The 20,041-nt window shown below is 40.5% G+C and carries 14 protein-coding genes; 4 read left to right on the forward strand and 10 right to left on the reverse strand.

Annotated elements, in window-relative coordinates:
* Positions 1-4 precede the first annotated feature (4 nt).
* From F777_RS0102420 to F777_RS0102445, 6 genes are all read right to left on the reverse strand, one after another.
* Positions 5-1,531 carry an SLC13 family permease gene (locus tag F777_RS0102420; RefSeq protein ID WP_037369051.1) on the reverse strand — a complete coding sequence of 509 codons (1,527 nt, stop codon included), beginning with the start codon at positions 1,529-1,531 and terminating at the stop codon, positions 5-7.
* 12 nt (positions 1,532-1,543) lie between these two features.
* Positions 1,544-2,710, reverse strand: coding sequence for a metal-dependent hydrolase family protein (locus F777_RS0102425; protein WP_152530836.1), 1,167 nt, complete (start codon positions 2,708-2,710; stop codon positions 1,544-1,546).
* 207 nt (positions 2,711-2,917) lie between these two features.
* Positions 2,918-4,270, reverse strand: coding sequence for a GH1 family beta-glucosidase (locus F777_RS0102430; RefSeq protein WP_026750649.1), 1,353 nt, complete (start codon positions 4,268-4,270; stop codon positions 2,918-2,920).
* Positions 4,271-4,273: 3 nt separating this feature from the next.
* Positions 4,274-5,365 carry a glycosyltransferase family protein gene (locus F777_RS15460; protein WP_051408378.1) on the reverse strand — a complete coding sequence of 364 codons (1,092 nt, stop codon included), beginning with the start codon at positions 5,363-5,365 and terminating at the stop codon, positions 4,274-4,276.
* Positions 5,362-6,219: a UDP-2,3-diacylglucosamine diphosphatase gene (locus tag F777_RS0102440; protein ID WP_026750650.1), complete on the reverse strand. Its 858-nt coding sequence runs from the start codon at positions 6,217-6,219 to the stop codon at positions 5,362-5,364. Before F777_RS0102440 ends, F777_RS15460 begins: the two co-directional genes overlap by 4 nt.
* 150 nt (positions 6,220-6,369) lie before the next feature.
* The gene (locus F777_RS0102445; RefSeq protein WP_026750651.1) at positions 6,370-6,930 is read right to left on the reverse strand and encodes a polymer-forming cytoskeletal protein; all 561 of its coding nucleotides are present in this window, start codon (positions 6,928-6,930) and stop codon (positions 6,370-6,372) included.
* Positions 6,931-7,150: 220 nt separating this feature from the next.
* On the opposite strand from F777_RS0102445, the gene F777_RS0102450 reads away from it, so the two are divergent.
* Both F777_RS0102450 and F777_RS0102455 read left to right on the forward strand, forming a co-directional pair.
* Complete coding sequence (locus F777_RS0102450; protein WP_026750652.1) at positions 7,151-7,876, forward strand: 3-keto-disaccharide hydrolase; 726 nt, start codon at positions 7,151-7,153, stop codon at positions 7,874-7,876.
* 39 nt (positions 7,877-7,915) lie between these two features.
* Entirely contained in the window at positions 7,916-9,607 is a 1,692-nt protein-coding gene (locus F777_RS0102455; protein ID WP_026750653.1) for a M1 family metallopeptidase, read from the forward strand.
* Between the two features lie 4 nt (positions 9,608-9,611).
* On the opposite strand, the gene F777_RS0102460 is transcribed toward F777_RS0102455, so the two are convergent.
* From F777_RS0102460 to F777_RS0102470, 3 genes are all read right to left on the reverse strand, one after another.
* Positions 9,612-11,516 carry an FAD-dependent oxidoreductase gene (locus tag F777_RS0102460; RefSeq protein WP_026750654.1) on the reverse strand — a complete coding sequence of 635 codons (1,905 nt, stop codon included), beginning with the start codon at positions 11,514-11,516 and terminating at the stop codon, positions 9,612-9,614.
* Between the two features lie 11 nt (positions 11,517-11,527).
* Entirely contained in the window at positions 11,528-13,546 is a 2,019-nt protein-coding gene (locus tag F777_RS0102465) for a S9 family peptidase (RefSeq protein WP_235785878.1), read from the reverse strand.
* A 74-nt stretch (positions 13,547-13,620) separates the two neighbouring features.
* Positions 13,621-14,346, reverse strand: coding sequence for an SIR2 family NAD-dependent protein deacylase (locus F777_RS0102470; protein WP_026750656.1), 726 nt, complete (start codon positions 14,344-14,346; stop codon positions 13,621-13,623).
* A 110-nt stretch (positions 14,347-14,456) separates the two neighbouring features.
* Here F777_RS0102470 and F777_RS0102475 point away from each other — a divergent pair, with 110 nt between their 5' ends.
* Both F777_RS0102475 and F777_RS0102480 read left to right on the forward strand, forming a co-directional pair.
* Complete coding sequence (locus F777_RS0102475) at positions 14,457-17,486, forward strand: T9SS type B sorting domain-containing protein (protein WP_026750657.1); 3,030 nt, start codon at positions 14,457-14,459, stop codon at positions 17,484-17,486.
* Complete coding sequence (locus tag F777_RS0102480; RefSeq protein ID WP_026750658.1) at positions 17,483-18,514, forward strand: PorP/SprF family type IX secretion system membrane protein; 1,032 nt, start codon at positions 17,483-17,485, stop codon at positions 18,512-18,514. The genes F777_RS0102475 and F777_RS0102480 overlap by 4 nt, the downstream gene beginning before the upstream one ends.
* On the opposite strand, the gene F777_RS0102485 is transcribed toward F777_RS0102480, so the two are convergent.
* On the reverse strand, positions 18,495-20,021 hold the full coding sequence (locus F777_RS0102485; protein ID WP_201767563.1) for a cryptochrome/deoxyribodipyrimidine photo-lyase family protein: 1,527 nt from the start codon (positions 20,019-20,021) through the stop codon (positions 18,495-18,497). The genes F777_RS0102480 and F777_RS0102485 overlap by 20 nt on opposite strands.
* Positions 20,022-20,041: the final 20 nt, after the last annotated feature.

Raw genomic sequence — 20,041 nt, forward strand, 5'->3', positions numbered from 1 at the left:
AAGACTAATGCAATTTAATCAGATAGGGTTGCAATAACCAGCAGAACAAAGTAATGATGATGATGCAGACAATATTTAAAACAAACCCTGTCTTCATCATGTCTTTTATTTTAACATGACCACTGGCAAATACAATGGCATTGGGTGGGGTGCCCATGGGCAACATGCTCGCAACACTTGCACCCAATGTCATGGGTATTCCCAAAGAAAGCGGATCCATATTTAATGCAATCGCAACGGATGAAATTACCGGAGCCAGCACAATCACCTGCGCAATATTGCTCATTACTTCACTGAGGAATACAGATAAGGTAGTTACAACCAGAATCATCAGCAACAGATTGCTCGAAGAGAAAGAAGCAATATAAGAACCCAGCTGTTGCAATAAATTGGCATCCTCCAAAGCCTTGGCCAAAGCTATACCGCCTCCAAACATCATCAGTATCCCCCAGGCCATTTTGCTGGTATCTGCCCACTCTAATAAACGATGATGATTTTCAGCTTCCTCTTCTAGAATAGTTGGTTCCGCAACCAAAACCAATTCTTCTGCATGAACTAATTCTTCCGCTTTAGCCGATGGAAGGCCCGATGAAAAAATGAACAGTGACAATCCTCCTGCCATGGCAATCATGGCATCATCTAGCACAATGGTTTTTTGAAACTCATTAATCAAGTCTTTTGTAACCCAAAAAAACACAGTAGTACAAAAAACAATTAATACTCTTTTCTCGGGCAAAGACATTTTACCCAATCCCTTTAATTCAGAAACAATAAAGGCTTTACCTTCTACACTGTGTGTGATTTTATTGGGATATAACCATTTTACCATCACCCAATACAAAGAAAAAGTCATTACTATGGTCAATGGCATGAACACCAGCATCCAGTCTGTAAATCCAATGATATAATCAAATCGCTCACTTATATGCGCTACATAAGCAACATTGGGCGGCGTACCAATAATGGTGCCCAAGGCAAAATTAGAAGCATAGGCAATGGAGAGCATGAGCACCAGAGAAAAATTTTTAATGTTGCCGCCAGGATTGTGGTGCTTGGTGATTACATGTATTACGGAGCCCGCAATGGGAAGCATCATCATGGTTGTAGCCGTATTACTTAACCATAAACTTAAAAAGCAAGTAGCCAGAATAAAACCCAATATAATTCTGTCTCCGTTGGTTCCCGTTACATTGATAATATTCAATGCAATCCTTTTATGCAGATTCCATTTTTCAATAGCCAATGCAATGAAGAAGCCTCCCATGAATAAAAAAATAGTAGAATCCGAATAAGATCTGGTTACTTCTTTTACACTGGCAATGCCCAGCATAGGAAACAGAACAATAGGAACCAGTGCAACAACGGCCAAAGGTGCTGCTTCCAGTACCCACCATATAATCATGGCAAACGCAATGGATAAAACTGCAACAGCCTTAGGCGCTAACGAAAGGGGGTTCAAAAAATAAAACAACAAAGCCACTGCCAATCCAATTAGCATGGCGAATTCTTTCTTATAGCGCTTGTATAACATTTGCCTAAGATATTACTTCTTAGTGTTTTCGGCGGGATAAACCACGCCGTCTTTCATAATCCATAACGGGTTTCTCAGAAGGCTGATATTTTGTGAAGGATCACCGGAAAAAATTACCAGATCGGCAAAATGACCCGGTTTAATAAAACCGATCTGATCCTGCATGCCCAATGCACGCGCATTGATACTGGTAGCCGCTTTTAGTACTTGTATTGCCGGCATTCCATATTGTACCATCAACTCCATTTCCAGCACATTGTTTCCATGTTCAAAAACACCTACATCACCACCCATACCAATGGTTACGCCCTTGGCCATTGCAATGGAAAATGCTTTTCGCTTTTGTAGTATGGCTTCGGGTTCAGGTTCAATGCCTTTTTTCCAACCTTTATACTGAGTTACAGATTCGGTTGCCGCTAGGGTAGGAAAATAAACAGTACCTTTTTGTTTCATTAACTCTGCTGTTTTTTCATCGAGTAAATCGCCATGCTCAATGGTAACTGCTCCTGCTAAGATGGCTCTTTGCATAGCTTCGTTTGTTTTTGCATGGGCCACCATTACTCTCCCGCTGCTAACCGTTACTTCATTAATTTTTTTTAACTCATCTAAAGTAAAAGTAGGAGCTGCTTCTCCATTTAAACCCCATCTATAATCTGCATATACTTTTATCAAGTCAGCACCTTTGCCAATTTGATCTCTGGTTACCTTAATCAGATTGTTTCCATCTGCTTCTTCTGCACCCAGCATAATATGCTGGTCAAGGTCAAAACCTTTAGGACCATAAGATCCTGTAGCAACGATGGCTTTACCTGCTACCAGTAATCTTGGACCGGGAATAATACCGTCCTCAATAGCTTTTTTAATGGAAACATCTGCATACCCCGCTCCTTCAGATCCCAGATCCCTGGCAGTAGTAAATCCAGCAAGCAAGGTCTTTTTTACATGAACAGTTGCTCTTGCTGTTCTATAGGCGTCAGTCTCTTTGGTTACCTGATCGTCCCAGGCAGTCTTGTTATAAGGATACAACAATATATGGGAGTGGCCTTCAATTAACCCTGGCATAAGGGTTGAACCGGGAAGTTTAATTTCAATTGCATCTGCCGGTTTTGTTAATTTTTCTTTAGAAGCAGCGGCAATTATTTTATTTCCTTTTACAATCACTGCCCAATTCGCATGCATTTGCTCACCATCGAAAACTCTATCTGCAGTAATATAATATGTAGGTGACTGTGCATTTGCTTGCTTAATGGAAAAAAATATTCCAATGAATAAAAAGAAATGGCACTTTAAAAAAAGAAATTGACTACGCTAGAAGCCAGCTGTTTCTGTTTAACGTTTTCGGAATGGTTTTTCATTCCACCAATTTACTACAATATTTTAACTAGATCACTGCGCTAAAAACTGTCTAAACCAGTGTCCGGATGCTTTTACAGTTCTTAACTGAGTAGCAAAATCAACATGAACCAATCCAAATGTTGCATGATATCCTTCTGACCATTCAAAATTATCCATTAGTGTCCAGGCAAAATATCCTGCGACCGGTAGCTTATTATTTTTTGCTTTTAACAAGGCTTGCAAAAATTGCTGGTAATAATCAATCCGTTGCTGATCATCAATTACCCCTGCAATTAGTTTGTCTTTAAAATAAGCTCCACTCTCAGAAATAATAATTTTTTTAACGCCTTTATAAGAAGCAAATTGCTCAATAATATTATAAAAACTGTTGGGGTTAATTTCCCATCCCATATCTGTAACAGGCAATTTTCTTTTTTTCGCACTTACATCTGTTGCCTGAATAATCGGAATCATTGCATTGTATTTTACTACAACTGGAAAATAATTTTGTATCCCTATAAAATCAAAATCAAACTGCATTCTTTCTTTGTACTTCCAGGCTTTATTGTGCAGATATAATTTATCCATCAATAAAAAATCATCGGAAGGGTATCCCAATCCGAGTGCCGGCTCAATGAACAACCTGTTTAACAGAATATCAATTCTTTTTGCGGCTGCCTTGTCTTTTTCACTTTGTGTAAAGGGAATGATTTCACTGCAAGAAAAACTGGTACCAATCACTGCACCGGACACATGAGTTCTGATGATTCTTCCTCCTTCAGCCTGCGCCATTACTGCATTGTGCACGGCAGGAAGAAAATTGCTCAATCCTATTTTTCCGGGGGCATGTTTTCCAATCATATACCCTAATGAAGTGAAGCCCATTGGCTCGTTCAGAACAATCCAGTGTTGTACCTTCTCACCATATTCTTTTACACAAACCTGGACGTATCTGGAGAACCATTTTAGCATATGGGTGGATGTCCAACCCCCTTGTTTTTCCAAAGCCAAAGGCAAATCCCAGTGATATAAAGTAACAAATGGAATTAAGCCCAATTGCAAGCACTCGTCAATTACCTGATGATAAAACAAGATGCCTTCAGGGTTAACCTTTCCTGTTCCTTCAGGCAAAATTCTGCTCCACGAAATGGAGAATCTGAACACACTAAAACCCAGTGCTTTAACCAGTAATAAATCATCCTTATACCGGTGATAAAAATCGCAGGCGATATTGGGTTGATGACCGCTTTTTATTTTACCTGTTTTTTTTGCAAACTCGTCCCAGATAGAGAGTCCTCTGCCACCCAATTTTGGGGCGCCTTCATTTTGAGCAGCAGCAGTTACTACTCCCCATAAAAAATCATTGCCAAAATCACTGGCTTTTAGATTTGACTGATCAGACAAGTCTTAATATTTTAAAGAGAGTTGAGGTAAGGAGAAGCCACTAGCATTTAATTCAGTTGAATCCTCATGAAGATCTCCGTCAAAGAGATTTGCTGACCCAACAAAAGGTCTATCCACAACATCCATTAGTTTTTCAATAAGCCCTGCAGTAGTGTTCTGCAACACAAAAGAATGTTGCTGTTCCCAATTAAGCCAACTTTCTAGCTTTTCAGAGAAGTCTTCCCTAATTGCTGGTAATATGGTAACACCCAGTTTTTCCAATGCTGCCGCATTGCAAAGCTGTTCGTATTGTCCTTTAATTGGAATGCACAATAATTTTTTCTGAAGATACATTGCTTCTGCAGGGGTTTCAAAACCAGCACCGGTAATAACTCCGGCCGAATCAATCATGCTTTGTGTAAAGCCTTCATTGCTAATGGGCATCCATTCAATATTTGCCTGCCTAAAGGGTTGTTTTATTTTTTTACTGAATATCTGAAAACTCGCTTCAGAAAATCTTGTAAAATACTGGAGCAGAACATCATCACTATAATGAGAGAGGTAAACAGTAATATGACCCTTGTTTAGGGGAGTTGCTTTTAATACTTGTTCCTTTATTACGGGTGCCTGAATAAAAGAATCATAGTTTTCAAAATGCAAACCAATGTATTCACTTGCGGTAGCGTAGTTATTCAGAATGAATTCACCCAGCATATCTTTTTTATTGGAACGTGGTGTATGCCTGCTCTTAAAACTTGCCTGATGACCCAGTCCAACAGAATGAACTTTTTTTATTTTACACGCAAGAGAAGCTATACTCTCAAAGTCATTGATGACTAAATCGTATTTTTCTACAGGTAAAGCAGCAGCTTCCCTGATTATCTGGAAAGGAGAAAAGGACTGCAGCATTTTAGGATAGTTTAATCCGCCATTGTTACCATAAAAAAGACTCATACCCTTGCTTTTGAATACTACTGGCAAGGCGGCTGGCAAATGACTATTGCTTCCACTTAAAAAAACATCTACCTGTCCCATTTTTTTCAAATAGGGCATTAACTCAATGGCTCTGGCTATATGGCCATTACCAGTTGCCTGAACCGCATAGAAAATTTTCATGGTTGAAGAATTAAAGAGTTTAGAAATAAACTCACTTCGTCTGTAATCACATTTAGTGTTGGTGTTGTTGTATTTTGACCAGCGCGTTCTTCATCAACTGCAACAAAAAATTTAGGATCATATTGATAAACCGTCCATTCATGTTGGTTGTATTCCAGTGCAGTTAAATTTTCAACCCAGTCACCACTATTCATGTACACTACTTTGCCTTCCTCGGTTTCCACTGTTCTTACCTGCGGTTGATGAATATGTCCACAGATAACATAATCGTATTTTTTTGAGATGGCTAATTCTGCAGCTGTTTGTTCAAAGTTTCCGATCCATGAAACAGCTTGTTTAACACTGGCTTTTACCTTTTTACTCAGGCTCATTTTTTCTTTTCCCGCCAGTCTTAAAAAATAATTGATGAATCGGTTTAACAATATCAATAAGTCGTAGCCATGCCCTCCCAATTTTGCAAGCATTTTGGCACTTCCCTTTGTAGTGGCGTCAAATACGTCTCCGTGAAAAATCCAGGTCATTTTCCCATCAATTTCCATGACCACTTTATCTGTTAGTTTAAAGTTACCCATCTCAACATCACTGTATCGCCGCAACATTTCATCATGGTTGCCAGTGATATAGATCACCCTTGTGCCCTTACTGACAAGGTTGATGATTTCTTTTATGACCTGTAAATGAGAAGTTGGGAAATATCTTTTACTAAACTGCCAACCGTCAATGATATCACCATTTAAAATGAGAATTTGAGGTGATATACTTTTTAGGTATTGGAGGATTTCTGTGGCATGGCATCCATAAGTTCCAAGATGCAAATCGCTCATAACAACAACGTTAACAGAGCGTTTATCCATGGGTAGTGTTTTTCAAAATTCCCTATTCCATATTAACCAAGGGTTAAGAAATCATTACGCTAACGTTAAATCTATGCATAAAAAAAGCTGTCTTTTTAGGACAGCCTTTTTCTTGATTGGGGTATAGAATATTTTTTCAGAAACCCATAACTATTTTGCAACACCATTGGAAACTCCATTGGTTGCTGCAGTTGGAATGCCATTCGCTGCAACTGGAATTGGCTTGGATGGTTCTTTAACCAACTCAGGTAATTTCACTTTTTCCTTCGCTGCTAAATTGTCTTCGTAAATCTTGATTAAGCTTGGCAAATTAGGATCTGAACTTAGTTTCTTGTCAACATCAATGGTTTCAATGATTTGCTTGATTTTATTGATGGTATTGGTGTCTGGTACGCTGATGATACAATCCAGGTCTGTCATTTCATCGTTTTCAAAACGATAGGTGTACACTCTACCTGAAATCTGACAACCCTGTTTTACCTGTACTTTTCCTGTACAAAAAATATTGCCACTGAATTTTCCTGACAATACCAGCTCTGAACAAATCAGATCGCCATTAAATACGGAATTAGCTTCTAAAATCACTTTCTGCTTAGACAGAAGTGTTCCGTTAATACTGCTTTCAATCTTCATTGAATGCTTGGTCTTAAAATGACCTTCCATAAAAACCCCGTCGGGTAAGGTAATCAATACCTGGCTTTGATCTATCATAAAGCAATGTTTTAAGGTAAAGGGGGAGGGTAAATTTAGTCAATTAATCTGCAAAAGGCGGTAAAATATGATAAAAATTTATATTTTGAATATTCAGTAGGGAGGAGTGTCCCTTTTTTTCGGTGAGCGAGATCAAATGATTGTCTGATTTCCTTAACGCTCTTCCCATAAACTAAACTAACTTAGTTACAAACGAATCTTGTTAACCCAATTCTACAAAATGAAATTCTCCTCTTTTATTGCTGCCGTTTTTATTTGCATGGGGCTGGCTTGTTCCAATCCGGTTTCCGAACCCAACACCCTTACTGAAAAAGAAAAAGCCGAAGGATGGCAATTGCTTTTTGATGGAAAAACCACCAATGGCTGGCATATGTTCAGCAAACCTGAAATGAAACATAGCTGGAAAGCAGAGAATGGGGAATTGACTACTGCTAGTAGCGATACTACCGGAACGCATGGCGATATTGTAACCGATGCGGTTTATGCAAACTATGAATTGGTTTTTGAATGGAAAGTTGCGCGCGAAGGTAACAGTGGTGTATTCATCAATGTTCAGGACGATACCAGCTATATGGCCACCTGGGCAACAGGTCCTGAATACCAACTACTCGATAATCAAAACGCAAAACCCGGCTACCTGGATGGAGGAAAAACAGGGGCTGGTGCGCTCTACGGTTTAACTCCCATCAAAAACAAAGTAGAACCTAAAGCAGCAGGTGAATGGAACCAGAGCAAAATTATTCAGGTAAATGGTAAAATCAGTTTCTGGCTGAATGGTGCAATGACAGCAGAAGAACAAATTGGTTCTGAACAATGGAATAAAATGGTGGCAGAAAGTAAACTGGCTGTATTCCCCGATTTTGGAAAAGCAACCAAGGGTCATATTGGATTGCAGGATTGGGCCAAGGGGGTTTCTTTCAGAAATATCAAAATCAAAACGCTTTAATCAAGCCAAAAAATTCTTCATTAGCCTAAACTATTTACCATGTTTACCTTTAAAGCAATGCCTTTTCTGGCACCCGCACAATTGATTGCCACAATTGGCTTCGTTTCATTTGTACATTTAATTACCCCGCAATCTGTACTTGGGCAACAAGTGAACGGTCAACAAAAAACAGATATTGGGAAAATGTCTTCCGGAGGTAAATTGAAGCCGGTTCAGGCTAATATGGATATCAGAAAATATGTGATAACCCTGGATGTTGACATTGCCAATAAATTCATTAAAGGAAATACCATTGTGAATCTGCAATTGAAAAATGCAGCAGACACCATTCTCTTAGATTTGATTCAGCATTACAATATTGAATCCATTAAGGTAGATGGCAAACCTGTTTCCTTTGATCACAAAGAAGAAAAGATTTACATCAAGGGAAATGGTTTTGATAAAAGCAATCGATTTAGCCCAGGCAGTCACAGCGTGTTCATTGCCTATAACGGAAATCCCCCTGAAGCGGTAAGACCGCCATGGTTAGGCGGATTCACCTGGGCCAAAGACCGTTCAGGAAATGATTGGGTATCCATCAATATTCAGAAAGAGGGAGGCAGAATGTATTTCCCTTGCAAGGACCACCCCAGTGATGAACCCAATGAAGGCGCCGAACTAAATATTACTGTACCCAAGGGATTAAGTGTTGCGGGTCCTGGCCTTCTGCAGAAAACCGTTACGAAAAAAGACAAGACCAGCTTCTTCTGGAAAACAAATTATACCATTAGCAATTATTGCATTCTGTTCAATATTGGAAAATATAAAGTGGTAAAAGATAGTTACACCACTATTAATGGCAATATAGTTCCCATTGAATATTATATCCTGGAAGAAGATTCGGCCCAGGCCAAACGCGTGATTGAAGCCAAAAAACGCGACAGTAAAATATTAGAAAAATACTTTGGAGAGTACCCCTGGTACAAGGAAAAAATTGGCATAGCTGCTGTTCCGAACTCTGGTATGGAACATCAGACCATGATTACCTTCGACAATAAATTTATTTTCACAACAGTGGGTGGCCAGGAGTATTCTGCTAACCTGTTTCATGAATATGCGCACGAATGGTGGGCCAATAAAGTAACCAATAAAGATTGGGCCCATATGTGGATTCAGGAAGGCATTGGCACTTTCGCGGAAGCATTGGCCATGTATGAACTGGGCGGACAGGAAGAATACGATAAAATAATTGCAGCTCACAAAAGAGGAATCCGTTACAGAAAACCATTGGTGGGTGGTGAGGAATTATCCGAAGATGAAACCTATGCTGGAAATGATATTTACACAAAGGGGTCTTTCTTCATGCACAGCTTACGTTATGTAATTGGAGATGATGTGTTTTTTAAAACACTGAAACAACTGGCTACAGATGAAGCTTACACATATGATAATACGGTGACCACTTCTGATGTGGAACAACTGTTCAGCAAAGCGGCTGGCTATTCACTAAAACCTTTTTTTGATTTTCATTTAAGAACGACTGCACTAATGGAAATCTCCATCAAAGAAACCGGTTACCAGCAATACCAGATTAAACCCCTGAATTATTTCATGGATCTTCCTTATGAAGTAACCATTAATGGAAAACCTGTCAGGATGATGATTGGTAAAGAGGGTATTACGGTTAAGAGCAATAGCCTTCCTTTGGTGGATGCAGCGGGTTATTATTTGAAAAAGCTAACCATTCAATAATACATTAACGAAGCTGGCCCAAATGATTTACGGGCCTGGCATTGAATGGATCAAGCGTCGCATTCAATAATACAGCAAACTCTAATCGGGTAAGGGGCATGGCGGGATCAAAGTAGCCGAGCTTCCATTGAATCCAGGCTTGTTGTAGTTGCTGTGTAAATATTTTTTTATTCGCGAAATCCCAATTTGCTTTTGCCGTTTTATTGGCGGCTGCCGTTTTCATAATAAAATCAATGGCTTCAGATAGTATTAGTTTTTTCTGTTGCGTAAATTCCAATTTATAATAAGGCAACATATCTTTTAACAACTCCTGCCTGTTTACCAAAGAGTCGGGATGAAAATACGTTCTGTTGGCCCAGCCGGTTGGTACGCCTTGTCCTTTCAAAATTCCGGTTGCGCCAATTTTCTGCACCGCTTCAAAATGTGGATGCGAAACAGGTACATCAAAATAAGGCATGATATAGGCATTGGATGCAAGTAAAGCTTCCTGCACTTTTCTTACAGATACTTTTGCAGCAGTTGTATTTTCTTTTGCAGCAGTAGCAGCGATGGTTCCGGCAGCCTGACCAATTAACAAAGCAATGGCCTGTAATCGGGTTGTTCCATTTACTACATTGGAAACACTGATGCTTTTTTCTGCAACAATCAATCCATTGGTATTTGCAGGAATCAAAGCCCCCAGGGGAATATTAAAAGAAGGTACGCCATAAAAGTCCAGATGCTGCGGAGCTAAAGGATTTTTCTTATGATGATGATCAATCGGATAATCGCCTACGGCAATACCCGTTCTGTACAAGGGGGTCTCCAATTGAAAAGGCCTGGCAATATGATGCACGTCCATTCTCACCAACCCCTTAACCCTCCTGCTTTCGCGATGATAGGGAATAATGGGAAAACGATCAGGGGTAGGATATTCATCATCAGCAAAACCCAGGTGTTTAAACCCTAACTGATACTGTATAAAATAAACAAAGCGCAATGTTTGTTCCTTTGCTTTCTGCAATTCTTTGTTGCGATCGGCCTCGTTCATTTCAACAATATTTAAATAAATATCATTGCCATAACCCGGCCAGTTAATCATGTATTTATTATTCGGCAACTTCCCGTAGTTCAGCATTTTTTGTGCATCCACACTCGGCTTCTGTCTGCTTTTGTCAAAATAATAATCGGTACAAGCTCCATCAAATTCTGCGGGATCATAGTTGGCGGGACGCACAATAGTGCAGTCTTTTCCAATACCATAATCTTTCAGGATTGCCACATACGTGATATCCTGCACGATATTATTACTGGGACCTTTGTGTACATTCTCTTTGGTGATTTCATTGGATTCCATTCCCAGATCATAAGGAACACCCGCATTGGCGAGTACATCTCCCAGTTCTGTAGCATCAATCACCTGCTTTGCATATATAAGGACTTTCTCGCCTGTTTGGGTTTTTGTAAACTCGGCGCCTTTGATCACCCCGTTTTCTAAAATAGCTTTATGAAAACGAAATTGGTATTGAACAGAAAGGTTTCTGGTGGATGCCGCCATTTTTTTGAAAATACTATCGCCCACATGCGGCTCAAATAAAGTGTTGCTGACCCATCCAGTGGAAACTTTGTTAGGTCCTCCATATACTTTGTACAATGCTGAACGAAACTCCCCGAAAATACCGGATGGTAAATTGTGATTCCCGTCAAATGCACATACACCGGCTGCTGTAATCATTCCTCCCAACCAGTTGCTTGGCTCGGCTATAATGGTTTGAGCCCCCATTCTGGCAGATTGAATGCCAGCGGCAATTCCGCTGGCACTCGCACCTACCACCAATACATCGGTTTGGATTGTTTTTTGTGCAAACGTTGATTGAAAAACCAACATGAACAATAAACCACCAATTCCCTTTAGCTTTAACGGGCTCATTTGCAAGTTTCTTATTTAAGATATTTATTGAACCAGCTGATGTATCGGTCAAAACGATCCTTTACATAACTGGGTACGGAAATACCATGGAACTGACCCGGATAAATAATCAGCTCAGTTGGGGTTCCAATAGAACGAAGTGCCTGATACATTTGCTCTGTACCTACAGAAGGCACATTGAAATCTTTTTCGCCCACCATGAACTGTGTAGGTGTTTTAATTTTATCTGCTTGAAGGAAAGGATAAGAAATTTTTAAGTAGCGGTCAATGTTTTTCCAGGGAGCACCCAGTTCATTGTCGTATTGATTGATATACTGATCTACTCCATATAAAGAAGAAACCATCGCAACGCCTGCACCACTGCTGGCCGCTTTGAATCTTGTATCGGTTGCAATTAAATAGTCGGTTAACATCCCTCCATAGCTCCAGCCTACAATACCTAATTTGTCCTTATCGGCCCAACCCTTTGCTACCACATAATCTACAGCACCGTGAATATCTTTCACTTCTTTATTACCCCAGTCTGCACTGATGGTTTTAGAAAATTCCCATCCACGACCACTGCTTCCACGATAGTTTACACCCACTACCATATAACCGGCACCTGATAACATTTGTCTGGTTAAATCAAAACCATATTCATCCTGTGCAACAGGTCCGCCGTGTATATAAAACAAGGTTGGCAATTTTTGCGTTGCCGGAACACCAGCAGGTCTGAAAGCAATGCTGGATACATTGGCGCCATCTACACTGGTAGAGCTGAAACCTTCAACAGAAGCCAATTCCAGCGGAGCCACAAATTCATCCTGGTGTTTGGTTAGTCTTCTAGGCACGCCGTTTTCAACCGCATACAATTCTGCTGGCAATTGTGGTTCACTCATCGCAGCCAACCAGTTATTATTGCTGTGAGCTTGTAAGGAGGAATACGCTTTTTTGCCACCGGCAATTTTAGATAAAGCACCAGTTGCTAAATTATACTGACCAATATATCTCTCTCTGTCATCAGAAACCAATACGGCAATATGCATTCCATCTTTACTAAACTTCATATTGCTGACAGGCCTGTCCAATGATTTGGATAAGGGCTTAGGTGCACCAGATCCACTTGCATCCACTACATTCAAAATCATTTGCTGATACGCAGTGTAACCTTCTGTAGAGGAACTTAAGAAAGCAATGGTTTTGCTATCCGGACTCCAAACTGGACTATCATCCGAACCAGGCCATTTCGTCAATTGCTTTGCAGGAGCTTTAGGCTTGGCTTCCATCACGAAAATATCGGTATTGATATTTCTGTCGGGGTCGGCTGTAGTATTGCTTACAAAAGCAATCTGCTTTCCGTCGGGGCTGAATACAGCATTGGTTTGATCAAACTCGCCGCTGGTTAATGTGTCTATTTTATTACTGGCAACGTCTAATAGATATAAGTGGATGGGATCTCTTTTCGTGATATAACCTACCACATCCTGCTTGAATTTATACCGATCAATCACTATTGGCTTTGGCGTTTTAGGCTTGGATGTATCTGCCATTGTTTTAATGGTCATCAATATTTTTTTACCATCAGGGCTCCAGGAGTAGTCCATTAAGTTTGTCTTTAGACTGGTCAGCTTCTTTCCTTCTCCGCCCAAACGATTCATCAACCAGATTTGAGAATTGGTTTCTCCGTTTCTTGAAGAAACAAAAGACAGATACTTCCCATCGGGGCTCCAGCGTGGTTGAGATTCCGCATCCGGACTATTGGTCAGCTGAATATTTTGTTTACCATCCCAGCTTACCATCCAGATATCTGTATTACGCTTGTTTTGTACCGAATCAACAGAAGACAAAGTATAGGCAATCCAGTTTCCTTCAGGTGACACCTGCGGATCACCAAGGGACTGCAATCGATACACATCAGATGGCTGGATTTTTCTTTTTGAGGCGGTTGTTGCTTTGGTAGCCTGAGTTTCATTAGATGTTTGTGCATCTGCTGAAAATAGCAGGCAGCCCATCGCTGCCAATAGGAGGTACTGTTTTTTAAAATTCATGATTGAGATTTTAGGGGAATTAGAAACTTAAATATAATTCATTTAAGAAAAGCCATCTGTGAGATATTGGTTCTTTATATAAAATATTTACTACAAAACGCTGTGGCAGTTGACTGAACAATTTCAACCCCGGGTTGAAAGAATGAAGGAGCTGGGTTAGGATCCACTACGATAATCTTTTTATTGGCAAACAATGCTTCCTGCAATGCGCCATAGGTAAAGCCAACCGAATTGGAAGTTCCAATAAAAATAATAGTGGAAGCGTCTTCCAGCCATTGCTGTGCCTTGGTGTATTGATACAGTTCGGTATAATATTCATCAAACAACAGTATATGGGGTCGCATGGAATGCTGTTCATCAATGCTTCCATCTTTACGGATTTGGAAGAGGTCAAATAAATCCCGTTCCAGATGCGCTTCATCTACCTGATCCCAATGCGCCAGTACCAGTTCATCCCTGTCCATAGCCTGAATGGTTCTTTTGAAATTAATATTGCCATGAATTTCAATCAGCGCGTCTGTTGCATGACCCGCTTTATGATGCAGATTATCGATGTTCTGGGTTATTAATTTTACATGTTGCTTAGCCAGTATCTCATGAGCACGATTGGGCAACGCGTCTTTACAACTCACAAAGCGGCGGTAATACCACTGCAGAAAACTACTGGTATTGGTTCTGAAATTCCGATAGGTAGCCATTTCTGTTGGGTTCTCATTCCAAATACCATTTTTGCCCCTGAATGGTTGTATGCCCGATTCTACGGAAATGCCAGCACCTGTAATGACAACTGTATTTTGCATGATTAAAATTAACTACATTTATTTTGATTGTGTGGGCTGCAAACAGTATTTAAATAGCATCTAAAAATAAAACCAGCCTCTGTTCTTAAATCCAATTCTCCCCCCCGTTGATGAAAAACAAATTCACTATTTACTGTTTCGTTTTCTTTGCTTCAGTTTTTTCTAAACTGACAGCCCAGGTATTGTGTGGATATGATTTGGGAAGAACCGATACAATCAAGGCTAAGTATTTTCAGGCAGAAGAAGAAAAACTGAATCGGGCTATTCAGGTGCAGATTGCAAAAGATCGTTCCAGCAGAATGGTGAACGGCCAAATCCGCAGTCAGTCAACCGGAAAAATAAAGTCAACTGCTACACCTCTTCCTCCTACTGTTTATATACCTGTAGTATATCATATTATTGATGCAGATCCGTTCTCTATAACAGATGCCATGGTGCAGGCCAGTCTGGACGATTTAAACAGGGCTTATGCGCATCAGGGTGCTTATAGTGTTGATCCGTTAGGAGAAGATACCCGTATTCAGTTTCGATTGGCACAAAGAACCCCCACCGGAGAAAAATCAAATGGAATCAATCGCATCAAATCCTTTTATGACAGCGTGGATGTTGACCTAGAAGATGCGGCTTTAAAAAATCAGATTAAATGGGACCCATCCAGGTTTGCCAATATCTGGGTAGTGAAAAAAATTAACGGAGAAATCCAACCCAGCCGATTTGAATGTGGTCAATGGACCCGAATGGCTTACGGGGGATATGCTTCTGCTGGCGGAGGTATGGTGGTTGCCGGATTAAGCACGGCAGTTCTTGCCCATGAAATGGGGCATTATCTTTCTTTGCTGCACACTTTTCAAGGGACCAACTGTGCCAACAATGATTGTACTACCGACGGAGACCGTGTTTGCGATACACCACCCGACAGAAGTACACAGGGTTCTCCTTGCAGTAATCCGGAAAACTCCTGTGGCACAGATACGCTTTCAGGACCTTTTACGGTTGATGTTCCGGACAATATTTCCAACTTCATGGATTATGGAACCAGCTGCCCTACTGTGTTTACGCCAGGTCAGGGAGAAAGAATGCGCGCATTTCTTGCTGTGTTCAATGGTGGGAGTTTATTGGTAAGCGACGGTGCCAATCCCCCCTGTGCTGATAATATCAATGCACTTTACGAAATAACAAATAATCCATTTCCGCTTACGGGCACTTCCGTTGATTTTACCAATCGTTCTACGGGTGCAAGCAATTACGAATGGTGGATGAAAGACATGGCTTCCGGTGCAGAAAGCTTACTGGGAACCAGCACGAATCTGAGTTATTTGTTTCCTGTTGCGGGCATTTATCAAATAAAATTAAAAGCCTTCAACGCTGCTGGTACCTGCTCTAGTAGTTATTACACGCAGGTAATTGTTAGTTGCGGAACAGTTGCCAGATTTTCACCAGACAAAAGAATTGTCGCTTCCAGAACCGGATTATACGAAGACACGGTAACATTTGTAAACCACTCGCAAAATGCAGACAGTTTTGAATGGTATGTGAGAAACACCACTACCGGTGTTCAGCAACTGATGAGTACTGCAACGAATTTTCAGTATTCATTTCCTTCTGCAGGTAATTATACAATCTGGCTAATCGCCAGCAAAGGCAGCTGTACTTCAACCTCACAAACCTTTTCCCTAAATGTTACAGAAGCTACCAGTGATGCAGTGTTGAATTTATATTCGGTTAATTGTTATAAAAACGATTCTATCCGTGTTTACTTTGGCATTACCAATATTGGTGTAGACACGATTCCTGCAGGAACCATGGTTCGGTTTTACAACAGAGATACTGCACAGGCAGGTAGGGTAGAAATGGAGACTGCATTTAAATTACCTAGCGATATTTTAGGGAATTGTTCCGCCTTCTTTGTTCATATTGTAAAAGCAGACCGTAACCGTTCCGATTCCATTTACCTGGTGCTGGATGAAGAAAACAGTTTGAAGGAAATCAGTAAAACCAATAACAGAAGATCCAGAACCCTGTTTCAACCCAGAAGAAGTATAAGCCCACAGGACACAACCGTATATGTGAACAGCACACAAAATTTTAAACTCAATTATGCACCTGATGCATTGAGCTCGATATCGTGGAGTAGCAGTACAGGAAGTTTTAGTTGCCCTACCTGTGTAAACACTTCCATGAAAATAATTGACACAACCTATTTGAAAGTAAAAACACTCACCCAGTTTGGTTGTGAAGATTCTGCAACTGCAGTTGTGAAGATTTTTCCGAATGATTTGGTTAGCAGTAATCCCGCTATTTATTGTTATCATAACAATGATTCTGTTTTGGTAAGTACTAAAATTTGTTTGCTGAATGGCTATGAACAACTAACCAGAAATATAAAACTGCAATATTATGATACCCTGAAAACCCTGCCGGGAGCTAAGTTACTATACGAGGCCATCGTTCCTGCTTCCACTGTATTTTCAGGCAGCTGTTCAACGATTGAGCATCATTTTGCGCGAAAAGGCGCTGGCAATATTTATGTTTATGTGAATCCGGATTTACAGATATACGAGGATCAGGTTGGCAACAATACGGTTTCCATTCCCTATGCTGTTTTTAAAATAGCGGTTCCTGTTAATCAGATATCTATCGCGCGCGGAGACCCTTATCAACTTTCCATACAGCAATTGGGAGAGCCTGTGACCAATATACTATGGACACCGGGTTTTGCACTGAACTGCACCAATTGCTTTGCACCTGTATTAAATACCAATTCCTCAACAATGGTTACTGTGCTGGCTGGCAGTGAGTATGGATGTAAGGACTCTGCTTCCATTGCCGTGAATGCTTATTTTCAGTCGCACCTGATTTTACCTACTGTATTTACGCCCAACGGTGATGGGCAGAACGACTATTTTTATGTGATTGCCGGGAAAGATGTTATTAAAGTGAGAATGTTCAGAATCATGAATCGCTGGGGAGCTGTGGTATTCAATAAATCCGGAACCCTTCCCAATAGTTATGCTGAGGGATGGGATGGAAACTATAATGGAAAACCAGCAGAAGCAGGGACTTATATTTATCAGTTGATTGTTGAGTTAAGTGACGGAAGCACTGAAACACGCAAGGGAAATATTACTTTATTACGATGAGAGTTAGGAAAGGATATATGATAAAAAGGTTGTTGGGATTTTGTTTGGCTGCAGGTTGCAGTTCAGCATTATTAGCACAGGACCCTCAGTTCTCTCAATTCTTTTCCTCTCCTTTAACCCTGAATCCTGCGCTGACAGGAAACTTTAACGGGACCACAAGAATGGTGGGCAATATCCGGTCTCAGAATGCAGACTATAATAATGCGTATAATACCAAGACAGCATCGGTAGATTTTCATTTGCTCGGCAATAGTATCAAACAATTTGATCGGCTAAGCATGGGTGTTTTATTCCTATCGGACCAAACAGGCAATAAAGTATTGACCAATAATCACCTGGGTCTTTCGCTTTCCTATATGAAAGCCCTGGATGAAGAGCAAAAGCGATCATTGACCATAGGATTTCAGGCTGTCTATAACAACAAGCGCTTCAACTCGGCCAACGCACTATTAGAAGACCAGATTACCCCTGGTGGCATCATCAATTCCAGTGGTGACAATATTTTAAATAATGGGTTGAGCAAAACCGCTGTTGATGTGAACGCTGGCATTCTATATCAGTACGCTCCTACCAGTGAGCACTTGTATTATATTGGAGGCGCTTTGTTTAATATACTTCAAACACAAAAAGGGTTCGGAAATAATACTACAGCTATACCGCTTCGCAAAACCATTCATGGAGGTATGATGAGTCCGGTAGGATATGCAGGCACTTTTCATGCAAGTTTTCATTTACAACAACAAAAAGGATTTAACCAACTATTAATTGGTGCAGCCTATAGCCACTATATTAAAGACATACTCAATGCCTATGTTGAATTGTATGCAGGTGCCTGGTATAGAAGCGACCAGTCACTGATTCCTTATATTGGAGTTGAGTGGAATTACTGGAGACTGGGCTATACCAATGATATCAATTTCAGTAATCAGATTACAGCAGGTCAGTTAAGATATTCTAATGAAGTCTCTTTATATTATACACTGAATAAAGACAGAAGCAGTGCGAAATTTAAGTGCCCTGTTTTTTAGTTGACTGTTTGTTATTTCTTGTATGCGTAAACAGGATCCTTTCTGTTTCCTGCTTAACCAGTATTTCTTTTCTGTGGCTCCATATTTTATCCCTCGCCATTCTTCCCGCTTCCGTGACATCTATAATTGGGAACGGATAATCTTTTCCGATAATGGTATTACAAAGCTGTTGCTCCATCAAACTCATGGTATGTGGCTCATGAATAAAGGCAAGGGGTACATTTTCTAATTCAGGCACCCATTGTTTAATAAATATGCCTTCGGGATCATGGTCGCCGGATTGCTTAACGGGGTTATATATTCGTATGGTATTCACCCCGGTGGTGCCGGCCTGCATTTGAAACTGCGGATAATGAATGCCCGGTTCATAATCCAAGAATTGTTGCGCTAGATGGTATACCCCGGTTCTCCAGTCCTGGTAGAGGTGATGGCATAAAAACGAAACCAGCATTGCCCGCATTCTGAAATTAATCCAACCGGTTGCAATCAAACAACGCATGCAGGCATCTACTAAGGGGAAACCTGTTTTTCCTTCTTCCCATGCTTTTATGAATGTTTCATTCAGAGGATGCTCCAGTAGTTCGTATCCTTTGTTGATACATTCAAATTCATATCTACCCTCCACTTCAAACTTTTGAATAAAATGACAATGCCATTTTAAACGTGTGATAGCATTGTTGATAGGCCCCTTGAAGGAAGAAGTTTTTTGCACTTCATTCAAAGACTGATATGCTTGTTTGATACTCAGGTTACCCCAGCTGATATAGGGTGAAAGACGGGTGCAACTTTTTCTGCTCTCTGTTGGCTTGCTGATATGCTTGCTGTAATAGCGCCCTCGTTCATTCATAAAGGTTTGTAAATACCGATGGGCATTTTCTTCGCCTGCGGGTTGAAAGGCTCTAGGATAAACTTCAAGACTTTTCTGAAAGGCGCTGGGAAGATTGTATTTTGTTTCAAAAACCGGAAGGGTGTTTATTTTATATTCATTTGTGATAGTGGGTGCATTCATGGTAGTATACCATTTTTTGTCCCAGTCTTTTCTGTCCCGAATGGCCCTGATGATTCCGTCTCTCTGAAACTCTTTCCATACTATTTGATGGGCCTCACAATATTTTTTGACTTGCTTATCTCTGTTGAATGTGATTCTTGTTCCCGATTCCTGATAACTGAATATTTGCTGAATAGCATATTGCTCAGTAATTTCTTCCAATGCAGTTATGGCTTCTGCATAAAAGAGGATCACACATTGCTGATATTTCGCCAATTGTTGATTCATGGCGAGCAAGGAGTGATACTGAAATTGTAAATGCCTCAGGCTTGTATCTGGGAACCCGATGATGGAGGGTTCAAACAAAAAAACAATCAAATAAGGTAAGCCCGCCTGCTCTGCGGCCTGCAAGGGCGCATGGTCCTGTGTTCTCAGGTCTCTTTTCAGCCAGACCAGATTGATATGTTGCCGATTGTCCACTTTACAATAACACCCAAAATGAGGTTTGGTTCCTGACAACAGTGTATATTGATGGGTTG

Origin of the sequence: Sediminibacterium sp. C3 (genome assembly GCF_000508085.1) — a bacterium.
In the GTDB taxonomy this organism is placed as follows: domain Bacteria; phylum Bacteroidota; class Bacteroidia; order Chitinophagales; family Chitinophagaceae; genus Sediminibacterium.

Excerpts from the sequence above, each read along its gene's own strand:
- F777_RS0102420 (WP_037369051.1), bottom strand. The coding sequence starts at position 1,531 with ATGTTATACAAGCGCTATAAGAAAGAATTCGCCATGCTAATTGGATTG.
- F777_RS0102450 (WP_026750652.1), top strand. The coding sequence starts at position 7,151 with ATGAAATTCTCCTCTTTTATTGCTGCCGTTTTTATTTGCATGGGGCTG.
- F777_RS0102440 (WP_026750650.1), bottom strand. The coding sequence starts at position 6,219 with ATGGATAAACGCTCTGTTAACGTTGTTGTTATGAGCGATTTGCATCTT.
- F777_RS0102455 (WP_026750653.1), top strand. The coding sequence starts at position 7,916 with ATGTTTACCTTTAAAGCAATGCCTTTTCTGGCACCCGCACAATTGATT.
- F777_RS0102465 (WP_235785878.1), bottom strand. The coding sequence starts at position 13,546 with ATGAATTTTAAAAAACAGTACCTCCTATTGGCAGCGATGGGCTGCCTG.
- F777_RS0102475 (WP_026750657.1), top strand. The coding sequence starts at position 14,457 with ATGAAAAACAAATTCACTATTTACTGTTTCGTTTTCTTTGCTTCAGTT.
- F777_RS15460 (WP_051408378.1), bottom strand. The coding sequence starts at position 5,365 with ATGAAAATTTTCTATGCGGTTCAGGCAACTGGTAATGGCCATATAGCC.
- F777_RS0102470 (WP_026750656.1), bottom strand. The coding sequence starts at position 14,346 with ATGCAAAATACAGTTGTCATTACAGGTGCTGGCATTTCCGTAGAATCG.
- F777_RS0102460 (WP_026750654.1), bottom strand. The coding sequence starts at position 11,516 with ATGAGCCCGTTAAAGCTAAAGGGAATTGGTGGTTTATTGTTCATGTTG.
- F777_RS0102480 (WP_026750658.1), top strand. The coding sequence starts at position 17,483 with ATGAGAGTTAGGAAAGGATATATGATAAAAAGGTTGTTGGGATTTTGT.
- F777_RS0102425 (WP_152530836.1), bottom strand. The coding sequence starts at position 2,710 with ATGCATGCGAATTGGGCAGTGATTGTAAAAGGAAATAAAATAATTGCC.
- F777_RS0102445 (WP_026750651.1), bottom strand. The coding sequence starts at position 6,930 with ATGATAGATCAAAGCCAGGTATTGATTACCTTACCCGACGGGGTTTTT.